The organism is Streptomyces sp. NPDC058579, assembly GCF_042718575.1.
Classification (GTDB): Bacteria; Actinomycetota; Actinomycetes; order Streptomycetales; family Streptomycetaceae; genus Streptomyces.
The window spans coordinates 20,042-35,746 of record NZ_JBHXPI010000030.1 but is presented as its reverse complement, the minus strand read 5'-3'; the positions used below and the strand labels follow the sequence as shown (position 1 = coordinate 35,746).

The 15,705-nt window shown below is 72.0% G+C and carries 14 protein-coding genes; 7 read left to right on the top strand and 7 right to left on the bottom strand.

Going from position 1 to position 15,705, the window contains the following annotated elements; translation table 11 throughout:
* Window positions 1-60 precede the first annotated feature (60 nt).
* Window positions 61-1,239, top strand: a complete 1,179-nt coding sequence (locus ACFWRO_RS26810) for a sensor histidine kinase (RefSeq protein WP_384514027.1) — start codon at window positions 61-63, stop codon at window positions 1,237-1,239.
* Here the strand turns inward: ACFWRO_RS26810 and ACFWRO_RS26805 are convergent.
* Window positions 1,214-1,552: a hypothetical protein gene (locus tag ACFWRO_RS26805; RefSeq protein ID WP_384514025.1), complete on the bottom strand. Its 339-nt coding sequence runs from the start codon at window positions 1,550-1,552 to the stop codon at window positions 1,214-1,216. The genes ACFWRO_RS26810 and ACFWRO_RS26805 overlap by 26 nt on opposite strands.
* A gap of 217 nt (window positions 1,553-1,769) precedes the next feature.
* Between ACFWRO_RS26805 and ACFWRO_RS26800 the strand changes: the two genes are divergently transcribed.
* Window positions 1,770-2,411, top strand: a complete 642-nt coding sequence (locus ACFWRO_RS26800) for a response regulator (protein ID WP_384514023.1) — start codon at window positions 1,770-1,772, stop codon at window positions 2,409-2,411.
* 4 nt (window positions 2,412-2,415) lie between these two features.
* Here ACFWRO_RS26800 and ACFWRO_RS26795 read toward each other — a convergent pair whose 3' ends face one another.
* The 3 genes from ACFWRO_RS26795 to ACFWRO_RS26785 all read right to left on the bottom strand — a co-directional run bounded on the left by ACFWRO_RS26795 (window position 2,416) and on the right by ACFWRO_RS26785 (window position 7,423).
* A complete protein-coding gene (locus ACFWRO_RS26795) occupies window positions 2,416-3,867 on the bottom strand; it encodes an MFS transporter (protein ID WP_384514021.1) in 1,452 nt (483 codons plus the stop codon).
* Between the two features lie 157 nt (window positions 3,868-4,024).
* Window positions 4,025-5,218, bottom strand: a complete 1,194-nt coding sequence (locus ACFWRO_RS26790) for a lipid-transfer protein (protein WP_384514019.1) — start codon at window positions 5,216-5,218, stop codon at window positions 4,025-4,027.
* A gap of 39 nt (window positions 5,219-5,257) precedes the next feature.
* Window positions 5,258-7,423 carry an acyl-CoA dehydrogenase gene (locus ACFWRO_RS26785; RefSeq protein ID WP_384514018.1) on the bottom strand — a complete coding sequence of 722 codons (2,166 nt, stop codon included), beginning with the start codon at window positions 7,421-7,423 and terminating at the stop codon, window positions 5,258-5,260.
* Window positions 7,424-7,548: 125 nt separating this feature from the next.
* Between ACFWRO_RS26785 and ACFWRO_RS26780 the strand changes: the two genes are divergently transcribed.
* A complete protein-coding gene (locus ACFWRO_RS26780; protein WP_384514016.1) occupies window positions 7,549-8,325 on the top strand; it encodes a hypothetical protein in 777 nt (258 codons plus the stop codon).
* Between the two features lie 33 nt (window positions 8,326-8,358).
* Here ACFWRO_RS26780 and ACFWRO_RS26775 read toward each other — a convergent pair whose 3' ends face one another.
* Window positions 8,359-9,348 carry an alpha/beta hydrolase gene (locus tag ACFWRO_RS26775; RefSeq protein ID WP_384514014.1) on the bottom strand — a complete coding sequence of 330 codons (990 nt, stop codon included), beginning with the start codon at window positions 9,346-9,348 and terminating at the stop codon, window positions 8,359-8,361.
* Between the two features lie 358 nt (window positions 9,349-9,706).
* On the opposite strand from ACFWRO_RS26775, the gene ACFWRO_RS26770 reads away from it, so the two are divergent.
* The gene (locus tag ACFWRO_RS26770; protein ID WP_384514012.1) at window positions 9,707-10,330 is read left to right on the top strand and encodes a class I SAM-dependent methyltransferase; all 624 of its coding nucleotides are present in this window, start codon (window positions 9,707-9,709) and stop codon (window positions 10,328-10,330) included.
* 29 nt (window positions 10,331-10,359) lie between these two features.
* Here the strand turns inward: ACFWRO_RS26770 and ACFWRO_RS26765 are convergent, their stop codons facing one another.
* A complete protein-coding gene (locus ACFWRO_RS26765) occupies window positions 10,360-11,925 on the bottom strand; it encodes a hypothetical protein (protein ID WP_384514011.1) in 1,566 nt (521 codons plus the stop codon).
* Window positions 11,926-12,190: 265 nt separating this feature from the next.
* On the opposite strand from ACFWRO_RS26765, the gene ACFWRO_RS26760 reads away from it, so the two are divergent.
* The 3 genes from ACFWRO_RS26760 (at window position 12,191) to ACFWRO_RS26750 (ending at window position 15,130) form a co-directional block, all read left to right on the top strand.
* Window positions 12,191-13,054 (top strand): N-acetylmuramoyl-L-alanine amidase, encoded by an 864-nt coding sequence (locus tag ACFWRO_RS26760; RefSeq protein WP_384514009.1) that lies wholly within the window; start codon window positions 12,191-12,193, stop codon window positions 13,052-13,054.
* 92 nt (window positions 13,055-13,146) lie between these two features.
* The gene (locus ACFWRO_RS26755; RefSeq protein WP_384514007.1) at window positions 13,147-13,995 is read left to right on the top strand and encodes a hypothetical protein; all 849 of its coding nucleotides are present in this window, start codon (window positions 13,147-13,149) and stop codon (window positions 13,993-13,995) included.
* A 124-nt stretch (window positions 13,996-14,119) separates the two neighbouring features.
* Window positions 14,120-15,130 (top strand): LLM class F420-dependent oxidoreductase, encoded by a 1,011-nt coding sequence (locus ACFWRO_RS26750; RefSeq protein WP_384514005.1) that lies wholly within the window; start codon window positions 14,120-14,122, stop codon window positions 15,128-15,130.
* 2 nt (window positions 15,131-15,132) lie between these two features.
* Here the strand turns inward: ACFWRO_RS26750 and ACFWRO_RS26745 are convergent, their stop codons facing one another.
* Window positions 15,133-15,690, bottom strand: a complete 558-nt coding sequence (locus ACFWRO_RS26745; RefSeq protein ID WP_384514003.1) for a hypothetical protein — start codon at window positions 15,688-15,690, stop codon at window positions 15,133-15,135.
* Window positions 15,691-15,705: the final 15 nt, after the last annotated feature.

Genomic DNA, 15,705 nt, shown 5'->3' with positions numbered 1-15,705 from the left:
GGCACGATGCGCGGGAGGGGAGCCATGCGCGGGAGAGGCACGATGCTCGGGAGGGGCGCCATGCGCTGGGGACGTACGCGGCGAAGCCGCCGGGAGTGGGCGCCGGAGGGGATGACGCCGCCCAACGGGTACTCGATGCTGCCCTGGCTGCTCATGGGCATGGGGGCGGTCTCCCACCTCTTCCAGGGCAAGACGTCCAACCCTTTGATCACCGGCCTGGGCCTGCTCGTCTTCAACTCGCTCTACATAGCGGTGGTCTTCCGTGCCTTCAGCGGCCCCAAGCGCGACGCGCCCACCACCTGGTGGCTGCTGGCGGGGATGGCGGCCATCACCCTCGGCCTCGGCATCACCTACGGCGGACCGTACCTGCTGTACTTCCCGCTGCTCGGCCTCGCCGCGGGGTCGGTCACCCGCGGCAGGCGGCTGCCCCGGGTGGTGTTCCCGCTCTGCGTCACGGCGGCCGTGGTCGCGGGGATACGGGACGGCTGGGGCGCGATCAACGTGGCCTACGGGACGTTCATCTCGGCGATGGTGACGGCGGCCATCTTCGCCCTCTCCGAGACCGTCCGCGAGCTGCGCGCGACCCGGCAGGAACTGGCCCGGACGGCGGTGGAGAAGGAGCGGCTCCGCTTCTCCCGGGACCTCCACGACCTGCTCGGGCACACCCTGTCCGTGATCGTCGTCAAGTCGGAGGCGGCGCGGCGGCTCGCCCCGCGCGACGTCGAGGCCGCGCTCGCGCAGGTGGCGGACATCGAGTCCGTCGGCCGCCAGGCGCTCGCCGAGATCCGCGAGGCGGTGACCGGCTACCGCGAGGGCAGCCTCGCCACCGAACTGGACGGCGCCCGCGACGCCCTGTCCTCGGCGGGCATCGACCCGGTGGTCCGCCAGTCCGGCCCGCCGCTGTCGCCCGCCACGGAGGCGCTGCTGTGCTGGGTCGTACGGGAGTCGGTGACGAACGCGGTCCGCCACAGCGGGGCGACCCGCTGCACGATCGACCTCGGCGGCACCCTGACCCACGTCCGCCTGACGATCACGGACAACGGCAAGGGCTCCGCGGCCCCGCCCGGCAGCGGCCTGAAGGGCCTGCACGAACGCATAACGACCGCAGGCGGCACCCTCAACTCGGGCCCGGCGCCAGAAGGCGGCTTCCGCGTGACCGCGGAACTCCCGGTGGCGGCTCACGCATCACTGAATGACGGCCGAATTCACTCGCCTATTGACCCTCGACTGGAATGCTGATGCCGAGATTGCGGATGATGACGGTGTCCACCTCCGGCTTGACCGGGAAGTAGTCAGATACTTCGGTCTCGGTCAGAACCAGTGTCACGTCTTCACTCGGCTCAACCTCGACAACCTTCAGTACGAGCTCGTTCGGCTGCGGGTTGACTCCCGGGTTGTCGAGCTCGAGGCGCAACGTGAAGCCAGGGGTCGGGCAGGTGAGCCGACCGGTGACAGTGACTCGCCGCCTACCGCCACTGTGCAGGCTCGCTACAGCTGTGAAGTTCTCCTCTTTCAGCGTGCATTGAAGTGGGGTCTCTTCTTTGGCGCTCATGGACGCTCCCTTGGTGGACCAGGCACTGAGCTCATTCCGCTGCGACGCAGGCGATGGATATTTATCCATCAACTTCGAAGTGCCGCATTGGCGGTCATGGGGGGCGCGGGCCCGGCGAAACCGGTTGCCCGAATCACTCCCAGTGTGTGCCGCTGTCCTTTGCATTGCTACTTGTGGACCCGCCTGGAGCCCCACGCCGGTGAGTACCCTTTCCCTCATGAGCGAGATGCCGCAGGACCACCGCCCGCTTTCGCGTACACGAGTTCTCCTCGCCGAGGACCAGGGCATGATGCGGGGCGCGCTCGCGCTGCTGCTCGGGATGGAGCCGGACATCGAGGTCGTCGCTCAGGTGGGACGGGGGGACGAGATCGTGGACGTGGCGCTCGTCAGTCGGCCCGAGGTGGCGCTGCTCGACATCGAGCTGCCGGGGCGTTCCGGCCTCGACGCCGCCGCCGACCTGCGCGAAGAGGTGCCCGACTGCCGGGTCCTGATCCTGACCACCTTCGGCCGGCCCGGGTACCTCCGGCGGGCGATGGAGGCGGGAGCGGCCGGATTCCTGGTGAAGGACGGGCCGGTGGAGGAGTTGGCCTCGGCGATCCGGCAGGTCCTGCGGGGCGAGACGGTCATCGACCCGGCCCTCGCGGCGGCGGCCCTCAGCGCGGGGCCGAACCCGCTGTCCGCCCGCGAGCGGGAGGCCCTGGGCGCGGCGGTGGACGGCGCGACGATCGCCGACATCGCGACGCGCCTGCACCTGTCCGAGTCGACGGTACGGAACTACCTCTCGTCCGCCATCGGCAAGACCGGCACCCGTAACCGCATGGAGGCGGTCCGGGAGGCCCGTCAGCAGGGCTGGCTCTGACGGTTCAGTCCTGGCGACTCGGCTTCGGGAGCCACAGCAGCATCAGGAGTGCCGCCGCGAGGAGGACGCCCGTTGCCGTGCGGAAGGCCAGGGCGTAGCCCTCTGTCAGGGACTCGGGGGTCGTGCCGCCTGCCGTGCGGGCGGCGGCCACGGTGGAGAGGACGGCGAGGCCGAGTGCGCCGCCCATCGTGCGGGAGGTGTTGACGAGGCCGGAGACCAGGCCCGCGTCGCCGGGCGCGGCGCTGGAAGTGGCCAGGGTGGCCAGTGGGGTGGTGAGGAGGCCGATGCCGGCCATCATCAGGATGCCGGGGCCCAGGATGGTGGTCAGGAACGTGCCGTTCGCCGTCATCGTCGACTGCCAGGCGAAGCCGGCCGCGGCCACGAGGGCTCCGATGACCGCGAGGTTGCGCGCGCCCGTCGTCGGCATCAGGCGCGGTGCCAGCTTGGAGCCCACGATGACGCTGACCGAGCTGGGGACCAGGGCCAGGCCCGCCTGGAGCGGGGTGTAGCCGAGGACGTTCTGGGCGTACACGGTCATGAAGAACCACATGCCGAACGAGGTCGAACCGGCGAGCAGGATCGACACGTTGGCCGCCGAGACCGCCCGCGAGCGGAAGAGTTTCAGCGGCATCAGCGGGGCCGCCGTCCGGGCCTCGACGGCGACGAAGGCCCCGAGCAGCGCCAGACCGCCGAGCAGCGGGACCACGGTGGCCGGGGCGCCCCAACCACCCTCCTCCGTCTGCACGATGCCGTACGCGACGGAGGCGAGGCCGCCGGTGACGAGGACCGCGCCCGGCAGGTCGAGCCGTCGCCCGCCACCGGTACGGCTCTCGCTCAGCCACAGCGCGGCCCCGGCCAGAACCAGCACGCCGACGGGCACGTTGATCAGGAGCACCCAGCGCCAGGAGAGCAGGTCGACGAGGACACCGCCCACGAAGCCGCCCGCCGCGCCACCGGCCGCCCCGACCGCCGTCCACGTCCCGATGGCCCGGGTCCGCGCGGGCCCCGCGGGTACGGCGGCGGTCACGATCGTGAGCGTCGCGGGCGCGAGCACCGCGGCGCCGAGGCCCTGCACGGCCCGGGCCGCGACCAGCTGCCAGCCCTCCTGAGCCAGCCCGCCCGCGACGGAGGCCGCGGTGAAGAGCCCGAGCCCGAGCAGGAACATCCGCTTCCGGCCGAAGAGGTCCGCCGCCCGCCCGCCGAGCAGCATGAACCCGGCGAAGGCGATCGAGTAGGCGTTGAGGACCCACTGCAGCCCGATCGACGAGAGACCGAGGTCGGCCCGCATCGAGGGCAGCGCGACGTTCACGACCGAGACGTCGAGGACCACGAGGAACTGCCCCGCGCACGCGGCCAGCACCACGAGCCAGGTGCGCGGGGCGGGGCGTATGGAGGTGGACGACGGTGCGGCCGACTCGGCGGCGGAGGACTCGGCGGAGGACTCGGTTCGGGCCATGCGTGTGATGGTCGCAGACACCCCTTGCCCCGTACATCGGCAATCGGTCCTAGGAACGGGCCCAGGAATGGTCCGGAACGGTCCTACGACCTCCGGACCCTCGGCCCACGCCCCGGCCCGGACCCACGGCCCACAGCCCACAGCCCACAGCCCCGTCCTACCCCCTCCGCAGCATCGTCACCACCGCCGCCCCGCCCAGACCGATGTTGTGCGCGAGGCCGACCCGCGCCCCCGCCACCTGCCTCGGCCCCGCCTCGCCCCGCAGCTGCCAGACCAGTTCGGCGGCCTGGGCGAGCCCGGTGGCGCCCAGCGGATGCCCCTTGGAGATCAGCCCGCCCGACGGGTTCACCACCCACCGCCCGCCGTACGTCGTCGCCCCCGACTCGACGAGCTTCCCCGAGGCACCGTCCTCGCACATGCCGAGCGCCTCGTAGGTCAGCAGCTCGTTGATGGAGAAGCAGTCGTGGAGTTCCACGACGTCCACGTCCTCGATGCCGAGCCCGGACTTCTCGTAGACCTGCCGGGCCGCCGCACGCGACATCGGCCGGCCGACCGCGTCGATGCAGGATCCGGACGCGAAGGAGTCCCCGGTGTCCGTGGTCATGGCCTGTGCCGCGATCTCGACGGCCTTGTCGTGCAGCCCGTGTTCGACCACGAACCGCTCCGACACCACGACCGCCGCCGCCGACCCGTCGGAGGTGGGCGAGCACTGCAGCTTCGTCAGCGGCCGGTGGATGGTCTTGGCGGCGAGGATCTCGTCGACCGAGTACACGTCCTGGAACTGGGCGTTGGGGTTGTTCGCCGAGTGCTGGTGGTTCTTGGCGCCGACGGCCGCGAGCTGCACCTCGGTCGTCCCGTACCGCGCCATGTGCTCCCGGGCCGCGTTGCCGAAGATCTGCGCGGTCGGCGGCGACATCTCGAAGCCGTGGGCGGCGGCCATGATCCCGTAGTGCCGGGCGACCGGCGAGGTCTTGAAGTCGCCGCCGTCGGATCCGCCACCCAGCGCCCCGCGCGCCATCTTCTCGAAGCCCAGCGCGAGGACGCAGTCGCTGATCCCGCCCTCCACGAACTGCCGGGCCATCATCAGCGCGGTCGACGCGGTCGCGCAGTTGTTGTTGACGTTGTAGACCGGCACGCCGGTCAGACCGAGTTCGTACGCGGCGCGCTGCCCGGCCGTGGAGGCCTGGAAGCAGTAGCCGACCGGGACCTGCTGGACCTGCTCGTACGAGACGCCGGCGTCGGCGAGCGCCGCCGTCCCGGCCTCGCGCGCCATGTCCCAGTAGTTCCAGTCGCGCGTCTCGGGCTTCTCGAACTTCGTCATCCCGACGCCGACGATGTACGCCTTCCCCATCTCCGGTTCCCCTCCGTCAGTTCAGTCAGTCTCTGGTCTCTAGTCCCTCGGCAGGCCGAGCAGGCGCTCGGCCACGACATTGAGCTGGACCTGCGTGGTGCCGCCCGCGATGGTCAGGCAGCGGGACATCAGCAGCCCGTGCACCGCCCGCTCCCCCGCGCCCTCCCGCACGGCGCCCTCGGGGCCGAGCAGTTCGAGCGTCAGCTCGGCGACCTTCTGCTGGTGGACGGTCTGGACGAGCTTGCGGACGCTGGCCCCCGCCCCCGGTTCGAGCCCCGAGACCTGGAGCATCGTGGTCCGCAGCCCGATGCAGGCGAGCGCGTGGGCCTCGGCGGCAAGGGCCCCGATCCGTACGCGTACGGAGCTGTCCGCACCGTCCGCCCGCTCGATCAGCGCTTCGAGCCCGGAGTCGAAGGCGACCTGGTCGGCCATGTGGACGCGCTCGTTGCCGAGGGTGTTGCGGGCCACGCGCCAACCGTCGTTCACCTCGCCGACGACGGCGTCGGCCGGAAGCAGCGCGCCGTCGAAGAAGACTTCGTTGAAGAGCGATTCGCCGGTGATCTCCTTCAGCGGCCGGATGTCGATCCCGGGGGTGTTCTTCATGTCGACGAGGAAGTACGTGAGCCCCTTGTGCTTGGGCGCGTCGGGATCCGTGCGGGCGAGCAGGATGCCGTGGTCGGCCCACTGGGCCGCGCTCGTCCACACCTTCTGCCCGGTGATCCGCCAGCCGCCGTCCTCCGTCCGTTCCGCCTTCGTACGGAGCGAGGCGAGGTCGGACCCCGCACCGGGCTCGGAGAAGAGCTGGCACCAGAGCAACTCGCCCCGGAGCGTGGGACCGAGGTAACGCTCCTGCTGCCCGGCCGTCCCGTACGCGAGCAGGGAGGGGACCACCCAGGTGGCGATCCCGAGGCCGGCGATCCGGACCCCGGCCGCGTCCAGCTCCCGTTGTACGGCGAGCTGTTGGAGCGGCCCGGCGCCGAGGCCGTACGGCTCGGGCAGGTGCGGGGCGGCGTACCCGGTGGCGGCGAGGGCACGGCGCGCGGCGCCCGGGTCCAGGCCGACGGCGGGCGCGATCGCCTCGCGCGCGGCGGCGCCGACCGCGTCGGCCTCCGGCGGCAGTTCGAGCCGCAGCTCACGCCGTACGCCCTCGGCGGCGAGCCGGACGGCCTGCGCCCGGTGGGTGTCACCGGCGCCGAGCAGCTGGCGGGCGACGAGGGCGCGGCGCAGGGCGAGATGGGCGTCGTGCTCCCAGGTGAAGCCGATCCCGCCGAGGATCTGGATGCAGTCCTTGGCGCAGCTGTACGCGGCGTCGAGGGCGGTGGCGGCGGCGAGCGCCGCGACGAGCGAGCGCGCGGTCGACTCGGTGGCCCTGGCGGCGTCCCAGGCGAGCGCGCGGGCCTGCTCGACCCGTACGAGCATGTCGGCACAGAGGTGCTTGACCCCCTGGAACTGCCCGATGGGCCGCCCGAACTGCTCGCGCGTCTTGGCGTACTCGGCGGCCGTCTCAAGCGCCCGGGCGGCGGTCCCGCAGGCGTCGGCGGCGTACAGCACGGCGGCCAGGTCCGGTACGAGGGTGGGGTCGAGTTCCAGGATCCGCTCGGCGGGCACGTGGACGCCGTCGGCGGTGACCTCGGCGGTCGGCCGCGTCGGGTCGGCGCTCTCGTGCGGGCGGACGGCGAGGGTCTCGGCGTCCACGGCGGCCCAGACGACACCCCGCGCGGTGCTCGCGGCCAGGATCAGCAGGTCGGCCTGGGCGCCCCCGAGAACGGGCGGCGCGACCCCGTCGAACACGACCCCGCCCTCGACCTCGACCCCGGTCATCCCCCCGGCCCCAAGTGCGACGGCCCCGACACGGGCGCCACGCACAAGGTCGGCGACGAGGTCACCCGCTCCCGGGACCCGGCTAAGGATCTCCCCGGCGAGCACGCAAGGCAGGTACGGCCCCGGCACGAGCGCCCGCGCGGCCTCTTCGAGCACAACGGCCAGATCGACGAGATCGCCGCCCCCACCCCCGTACGACTCGGGCAGGTGCACCCCGAGAAGCCCCTGCTCGACGAGCCCGTCCCAGTGCCCGGGCCGCCCGGCCCCACTCTCCGCAGGCGCGTCGAGAAGCTTCCGCACGTCCTCGGACGGCACAGCCCGGGCGAACCACCCGCGCACGGACCGGGCCAACTCCCGCTGCTCTTGCGTGATTCCGATGCCCATGGGCCGCAGACTAGAACACGTTCCATTCTGACGGAAGGTCAGATACTTAAAGGGTTCGCCCGGACCTGTATCGTCGGAACCTTCGGCCGGTGAGACTTGGCCGGAGTCCTGTGAGGCTGTGCCCCATGACCATGGATCCCGACGGTCCCGACGAGACATCCGCGCGACTCCGACTCGACCGCGTTCTGGACCTCCTGGCCGTCACCTTCCGCGGGATGACCGCCCGCGCCGACGAGGACAACTGCGAGTGCCACTGGGGCAGCGCGGAAGAGCTCGCGCTGTTGAAGATCCCGGACGTCGAGCTCGATCCGGACCTTCTGCGACGTACCTGGCGCGCTTTCGACTGGCAGGACCACGGCGCGGTACTTCGCCGCGTCCTGCCGCAGTTCGCCCGATCACTCGTCCAGGGGCTGGAGAGTCACCTGTTCCGCATGGACGACGCCGGACGCTCGTTCGCCCTCGGCCACTGGCAGGAGTGGCCCGAGCCTCAGAGAGAGGCGGTGTGGGAGTTCCTACACGCCTGGTGGGCCTACAGCCTGGCCACTGCGGATCCCGCCGTCCCGGTCCACGAGGTGCTCGTGCTGTGCACCGAGGCGTCCGACACGCTCACGCCCTGGCTGACGGCCTGGGAGTCGCTCGACGACCGCCACACCGACCGGCACCTGGCCGAAGCCGTCGACGTCTGGGAGTACGACCTGCTGGGCGACCAACTCCCCTGGTCCGCCTGGGGAGACGAGGAGGCCCTGCGCGCCGAACTCGTCGCCTGGCTGGTCCGATGCGCCCCGGCGCGGCTTCGCGCCGTGCCGGACGTACCCGAGGAACCGCTCCACCGGATACGGCTCATCGGCTTGACGGGCCCCGCCCGCTGGGAGGACCCGCATTGGCCGAACCATCGCTACTGAGCGGGGCCAGGCCGCGTCCGCGCCGAAAGCCCTTCAGGACCGCCCGGACTGAGCGAGGAGCCGGCGGAGCCAGCGGGTGCGGGTGGTGCGGGCGTCCTGGCTGACGGTGGCGTTCGGGGCGATGCCGTCGAAGCTGTGGAAGGCGCCGGGCCAGACGTGGAGTTCGGCCTGGCCTCCCGATCGCCAGATCGCGTCGGCGTAGGCGATGTTCTCGTCCCGGAACATCTCGGCCGAGCCCACGTCGATGTAGGCGGGAGGGAGCCCGGAGAGGTCCGTCGCGCGGGTGGGCGCCGCATAGGGCGGGACGTCGGCGGAACCGTAGAGGTCGTCGCCGAGGTACGCGTGCCAGAAGGTCGCGTGGGAGGTGAGGTCCCCGATGTCGATGCCCGACATCTGGCGGCTGGAGAATCCGCTCATGCGGTCGTCGAGCATCGGGCAGAGCAGCACCTGCCCGAGCACCGCCGGGCCGCCCCGGTCACGGGCCAGAAGGGCGAGGCCGGCGGCGAGGCCGCCGCCCGCGCTCTTGCCGCCGATGAGGACCCGGTCGGGATCGACGCCCAGTTCGGCCGCGTGCTCGACGGCCCAGACGAGCGCGGCGTAGCAGTCCTCCAGCGGACCCGGGTACGGCGTCTGGGGCGCGAGCCGGTACTCGACCGAGAGGACGGCCATGCCCAGCGGTTCCGCCCAGTCGTTCAGGACGCGTGGCAGCACGGACCAGGCGTTGCCCATGACCATGCCCCCGCCGTGCATGTAGAGGAGCAACGGCAGCGGCCGCCCCGCGAGCCCGGCGGGCCGCGCGCTCACGAGCGTGACCTCAGGCCCGCCCGGAGGCCCCGGCACGCTCAGCTCCGCCACCTCGAACCGGCCGCCGTCGCCCAACTCCTCGACCGTCGGCCGGGGCCGGGCGTTGACGTCCCGCTCCTGCACGGCCCGCAGGTTCTCCGGGGTGACGGGCGCGAGCGCCTCGGGGTCCAGGGCCGCGAGGACGACGGCCAGCTCGGGGTCGAACGGCGGTACCGGCACCGCTCAGCCGATCCGGCCATCGGCGGCGGCCACCACGAACGCGGTGAAAGCCGCCGGAGTGCGCGCGCCCATCAGGTTCTGGTTGGTCCCCATGGCGTTCCTCCGTTACGCGGGCGATCAGCGCCGCCTAGCCCTCCACGGGGAGCGCGGCAGCCTGCAGGTGGTCCTGATCGTGATCGTGATCGTAACGGAGCGAACTCTCTCTGATTGGCTGCCGGATCGGCGGTCGTATGCCCGGGGGGTGACGGACCGGTGGGGGGCGTCGGAGGCGGCGGGTGGGAAGACGGTGTGGTTCGAGTGCGACGCGTAGGGCACCATGGGCGCTCGCAGCTGCCGTACCCGCCAGTAGGAGGCCCCCATGCCCGCGCCCGAGATCGTCGCCGCCTTCGAGGCCGCCAAGGGCTTCATGCCGCTCGACGAGGGGCTCGCCCTGCACGCCGCCGCCACGGAGGCCGCGAAGCTCGGGCTGCCGTTGCTTGAGGTCGGGACGTACTGCGGGCGCTCCACGATCCTGCTGGCCGACGTCGCCCGGGAGGCCGGGACGGTCGCGGTGACCGTTGACCACCACCGGGGCAGCGAGGAGCAGCAGCCGGGGTGGGAGTACCACGACCCGACCGTCGTCGACCCCGAGGTCGGCCTCATGGACACCCTGCCGGCCTTTCGGCGGACGCTGCGCACGGCGGGCCTGGAGGAGCACGTGATCGCGGTCGTCGGGCGCTCCCCGCAGGTGGCCAAGGTCTGGGCGGGCGAGCTGGGCCTGGTCTTCATCGACGGCGGGCACACCGACGAGCACGCCGGCAACGACTACGAGGGCTGGGCGCCCAAGGTCGCCGCCGGCGGGCTGCTCGTCATCCACGACGTCTTCCCGAACCCGGAGGACGGTGGCCAGGCCCCGTACCGCATCTACCTCCGTGCTCTGGAGTCGGGCGACTTCGAGGAGGTCTCGGTGACCGACTCGCTGCGGGTCCTGCGCCGCCGCTGACGGACGCGTACGGCGCGGACGGCCGTGGGCTAGAGGCCGAAGCCGTAGCCCCTCGTCACGTACAGGCAGTTCGTGTACGAGTACCCCGGCTCGATCTTGGCCGTGCTCGACTTGTCCCCCGCCGCCAGCGACCCCGAACCCGGCCGCTTCTGGAGGAAGTGGTAGTCGCCGGCGGGCAGCCACAGCGTGGCCTTCGGGTACTTGGACGACGGTCCGGAGCACACCTTGGGCTTGGCGGCGCCCCGCGCGAGGAGGTCCCCGTACGCCGTGCAGGTCCCGCACGCCTTCAGCGTGACGCGTCCGGTCACCGGCCCGGTGTAGAGCAGCTCGACCTCACCGGGGCCGTCGTTGGACACCACCATGACCATCCGGGAGCCGCCGGGCACCGTGGCGGACGGCAGCCGGTTGCCCGCGGCCGGTGTCTCGTCGGCTATCTCGGCGGCGATCGCGATGGAGCGCGCGTGGGCGACCTGCGCGCTGCCCGGGTACTCCTTGACGTAGTCGTTCATCGTCTGGACGGCCTCGCTGAACTCCTTCTCCTTGAACTGCTCGACCCCGCAGGCGAAGTCGCCCTTCTGGATCTCCTTGCCCGTGTCGGTCGAGACGGCGGCGAAGGTGTCCTTCGGCAGCAGGTCGACGGTGGTGCGGAAGCGCTGCAGTTCGAGGACGGCGTCGCAGGGGTCCGTGCTGCCCGCGGCGATCGCCGCGCCCCGGGTCCTCAGCCCCTCGCGGACCGTCAGCTCGACCTTCTTCGCGTACGAGGACTCGGGGAACGTCGACAGCAGCGCGTTCAGGTTGTCCCCCGCCGACGCCTCCGTGCCCGCGCGGGCGAGACCGGTGATCCCGCACTCGTACCAGGAGTGGGCGAGCGGGTCGTCCGCCTTGCCCGTCAGCCCGTCCAGGAGCGCGCGGTCCACCTTCTCCGGCAGCGCGCGCAGATGCTGGAGCCCCGGGACGGCCTCGCAGTACTTCTTCTGCTGGTACGGGGCGGAGACCGACGCGTAGTAGTCGTTCAGCCGGTCGGGGACCTGGCGGCCCGCCCGCGAGCCCGCGTGCTTCGTGCCGAGCTCCTGGTAGACGGCGAGCGCCTTGCCGTACGTGTGCTCCGCCCCGCCGAAGCTCTGGCCCTCCACCGACTTCACCTGCTTGTCCGCCTCCGCGAGCCGCGCGAGCAGCGACTGCTCTATGGCCTCGTCGCGCGCCGCGCCGTAGGCGACGGAGCCGCCGACCGGCACCGCGAGCAGCACGAGCCCGAGGGCCAGCGGGAGCGCGAGCCGCCGCGCCCCGGCGCCGGCCGTGGCGGCGGCGCCTGCCGGCAGGGCGAGCGGGGCGCGCAGGCCGCGCCGGGCGCCGTCGACGGCCGCGGCCAGCAGGAACGCTGCGTACCCCACCAGTACGCCGGTGGGTACGCCGTCCACGTCGGCGGGCAGCGCGACGAGCAGCAGCACGGCGGTCGCGAGGACGCAGACGGCGGCCTGGACCCACTTCTTGAGCAGGACATATCCGAGTCCCAGACAGGACAGGTTCAGTAACCCGACGAGGACAGCCTGAGCCGGGTTGGATTCGACCGGTGCGGGCGGCGGCACCGGCGCCACGGGCGGCTGCGTGGGCGGCGGCGGAAACCCCGCCGTCCCCGGCGCCCCATAAGCCCAAGGCGTCTCCGACACCCCGTGCGGCCCGTGCGGCCCGTGCGGCCCTTGCGGCTCCGGCTCTCCCGCTGGACGTACGTCGTTCGGCTCTTCCCCCGTCACAGTTCCCCCCGTGGTCCGTGTACGTCCTCTCTGCATACCCCCCACGCGGCCTTCACAGTCCCGACGCGTCGGCCGAACACACACCGGAAGCTCCCACTAGAGTCGCAAGGTGCCGTACGACCAGCGAAAGACCCGCACCCGCACCCGCGCCCTCGCAGGGACTCTCACCGCCTGCGCGGCCCTCAGCGCGCTCGCCGGCTGCGGCGGCGGCTCGCCATCGGCGGCCCCGGACGCCAAGACGACCACGAGCGTCCCCACGCGTACGCCTTCCACGCCCTCCACGCCCTCCTCCGGAGGGCTCCCGCTCACCGGTCGGACGATCGTGATCGACCCGGGTCACAATCCCGGCAATTTCCGCCATTCCCAGGAAATTAACCAAAAGGTCGATATCGGCACAGGTCGCAAGGAATGTGACGCCACCGGCACCTCCACCAACGCGGGTTACACCGAAGCCGCGTTCACCCTCGATGTTTCACACCGTCTCCGTGATCTCCTCACGGCCCAGGGCGCGAAGGTCCTGCTCACCCACGACGCCGACCGCCCCTTCGGGCCCTGCATCGACGAGCGCGCGCGGACCGGCAACGCCGCCCGCGCCGACGCCGTCGTCTCCGTACACGCGGACGGTTCCGCCACCGGCAACCGCGGTTTCCACGTGATCCTGCCCGCCCAGGTAAGCTCCGGCGCCGCCGACACCACGAAGATCGTCGGCCCCTCCCGCGAGCTCGGCGAGGCCATCGCCGCCCACTTCGCGCGCGCGACCGGCACCGCGCCCGCCAACTACCTCGGTGGCGGAACGGGGTTGGACGTACGGGACGATCTCGGGGGGCTCAACCTCTCGACCGTGCCCAAGGTCTTCGTCGAGTGCGGCAATATGCGTGACCCGAAGGACGCCGCACTCCTCACGAATGCGGCATGGCGCCAGAAAGCGGCGCAGGGAATGGCGGACGGCATCGGGACCTACCTCAAGGGGTAGTACCGACGGGCGATAGATTCCCTCCGTACGATGGGGGCCGCCCCCGTGCTTCGCGCCACCCCGACGAGACGACCCGACGAAGGACTTCTTACGTGAATATCCGCTCCCTCACTCGAGGCGATGGCGTTCTGATCGGTGCAGCGGTGGTGCTGTTCATCGCTTCATTCCTCAGCATCAACGGCTGCGACGCCGCCCCCGCCATCTGCGACCAGGTCCCGAGCACGAACGCCTGGGAGGTCTCCCCCCTCGGCTGGGGCGCCATCATCCTCGGCATCGCGGGTGCCGCGCTCGTCGTCCTGTCGCGCGGGCTGCCGCAGCTCCAGAACCGCAAGGTCGCGGGTCTTGAGCTGGGCCAGGTCGGCGTCGCGTTCGCCGTTGCCTCGGCCTGGAACATGCTGATGTGGATGTTCGAGTCGGTGAACGCCGGTGCCGGCCTCATCCTCGGCCTGATCGCCTCCCTGGTCCTGGCAGGTGCCGCCGTCGCCGCCCCGCTGGTCCCCGCTCTCAAGGCCCCGCTCCTGAGCGCCCCGAAGCCGCAGACCCCGCAGCCCTACGGCATGCAGCCGGGCCAGCCCGGCCAGCAGGGCGTCCCCGGCGGCTACGGCTACCCGGGCGCCCAGCAGCCCTACGGCGCCCAGCCGCAGCCGTACGGCGGTCAGCCGCAGCCCGACCCGAACGCCCACGCCGCCGCCCCGCAGCCGACCCCGGCGCCCGCGCAGGGCGGACAGGGCCAGCCCGCCGGTGACTTCGCTCCGTTCTGGTTCGCGGTTCCGGTCGCCCGCCCGCTGTACGCGGAGGACGGCTCGCCGACCCCGATCGCCGAACTGGCCCCCGGTACCTGGTACCTGGCGGTCGAGCAGCGCGGCCCGGGCCTGATCGCCCAGACCCAGGACGGCCGCCGCGGCGTCCTCCAGGACACGACCGGCATCCAGCGCGGCTGAGCGACGCCTGCGCCGCCACCGCACCCTCACGGCCCCCCGCCCGGAATCCCTTCCGGGCGGGGGGCCGTTGCCGTACAGTCCCCGGGAAGCGTGAACTGACGGAGCGTCAGAAAGGTGCCGCGTCATGCGTCTCGGACTCGCTCTCGGCTACTGGGGGCGCGGACCCTCCCCCGCACACCTCGAGCTCGCCCGCGAGGCCGAGCGGCTCGGGTACGACTCCGTGTGGACCGCGGAGGCGTGGGGGTCCGACGCGTTCACCGCGTTGACCTGGATCGCCGCGCACACCTCGCGCATCCGGCTCGGGACCGCCGTCGCGCAGATGGCCGCCCGGACGCCCACCGCGACCGCCATGCACGCGCTGACCCTCGACCATCTCTCCGGTGGGCGGATGATGCTCGGGCTCGGGCTCTCCGGGCCCCAGGTCGTCGAGGGGTGGTACGGCCGGCCCTTCCCGCGCAGTCCGCTCACCGCGACCCGCGAGTACGTGGACGTGATCCGCCAAGTCCTGCGCCGCGAGGGGCCCGTCGCGCTCGACGGGCGGTTCCACTCCCATCCGTACGCCGGAGCGGACGGCACCGGACTCGGGAAGGCCCTCAAGCCCATCACCCATCCCCTCAGAGCCGACCTGCCCGTGCTGCTCGGGGCCGAGGGGCCCAAGAACATCGCGCAGACCCTGCGGATCGCCGACGGCTGGCTGCCGCTCTACTGGTCGCCCTCGCGGTACGCCGAGGTCTATTCGCTCCCCGAGCGGCTGCCCGAGGGCTTCCTGGTCGCTCCTATGGTCCGTGCCCAGGTCTGTGACGACCCGGCCGAGGGGCTGCTGCCCGTCAAGGCCATGCTCGGTTTCTACATCGGCGGCATGGGGCACGCCGCCCGTAACTTCCACGCCGATCTCATGGCCCGCATGGGGTACGAGTCCGAAGCCCGGCACATCCAGGAGCTGTTCGCGGCCGGCCGCCGCGAGGAGGCCGTGCTCGCCGTGCCCGACGCCTTCGCGGACGAGATCTCGCTCGTCGGGCCGAGGGAGCGGATCGCCGAGCGGCTGGCGGAGTGGCGTAAGGGGCCGGTGACGGACCTGCTCGTCACGGCGCCCGACCCGGCCACGCTGCGACTGCTGGCCGATTTGAACGCGTAGCCCTAGCCGCCCAGTTGGGACGTGCTCGGCACCTTGTCCGTCACCACCGCGCCCGCGCTCGCGCCCGCGTCCTTGACGTTGTTGATGACGTCCTCGAACGAGCCGACGTCCGCCTCGCTCGCCTCGCCCTTGCGGAGCTTCGTGCCGAGGTCCTTGAGCTTCTCGATGCCCGCCGTGAGCGGCGCGACCGCCTTGGAGAGGTGCTCGTCACCCTTGGCGTTGTTCACCGCCGCCTTGAGCCGGTTGTACGCGAACGCTCCCGCCAGACCCGCCTTCACCAGCGCGAACTTCTGACCGTCCGCGCCTTTCTTGAACTTGCCCGCGCGGTACGGCTTGACGATCCACTGGTACGTCGCCCCGGCCGCCAGGCCCGCGTTGGCGACGAACCGGGTCTTGGCGAGTTTCTGCTGCTCGGCCGTCGTGCTCGCGGTGGCGCTGCCGCTCGCGCTCTGGTCGTCGTCGCCACCGCAGGCCGCCGTCGTCAGAAGCAGGGCGCAGGACAGCAGCAACGCCACGATCCCGCGGCGTATCGGACCGGAAGGGACAACGGAACTGGGCACGACTCGACCTCCCTG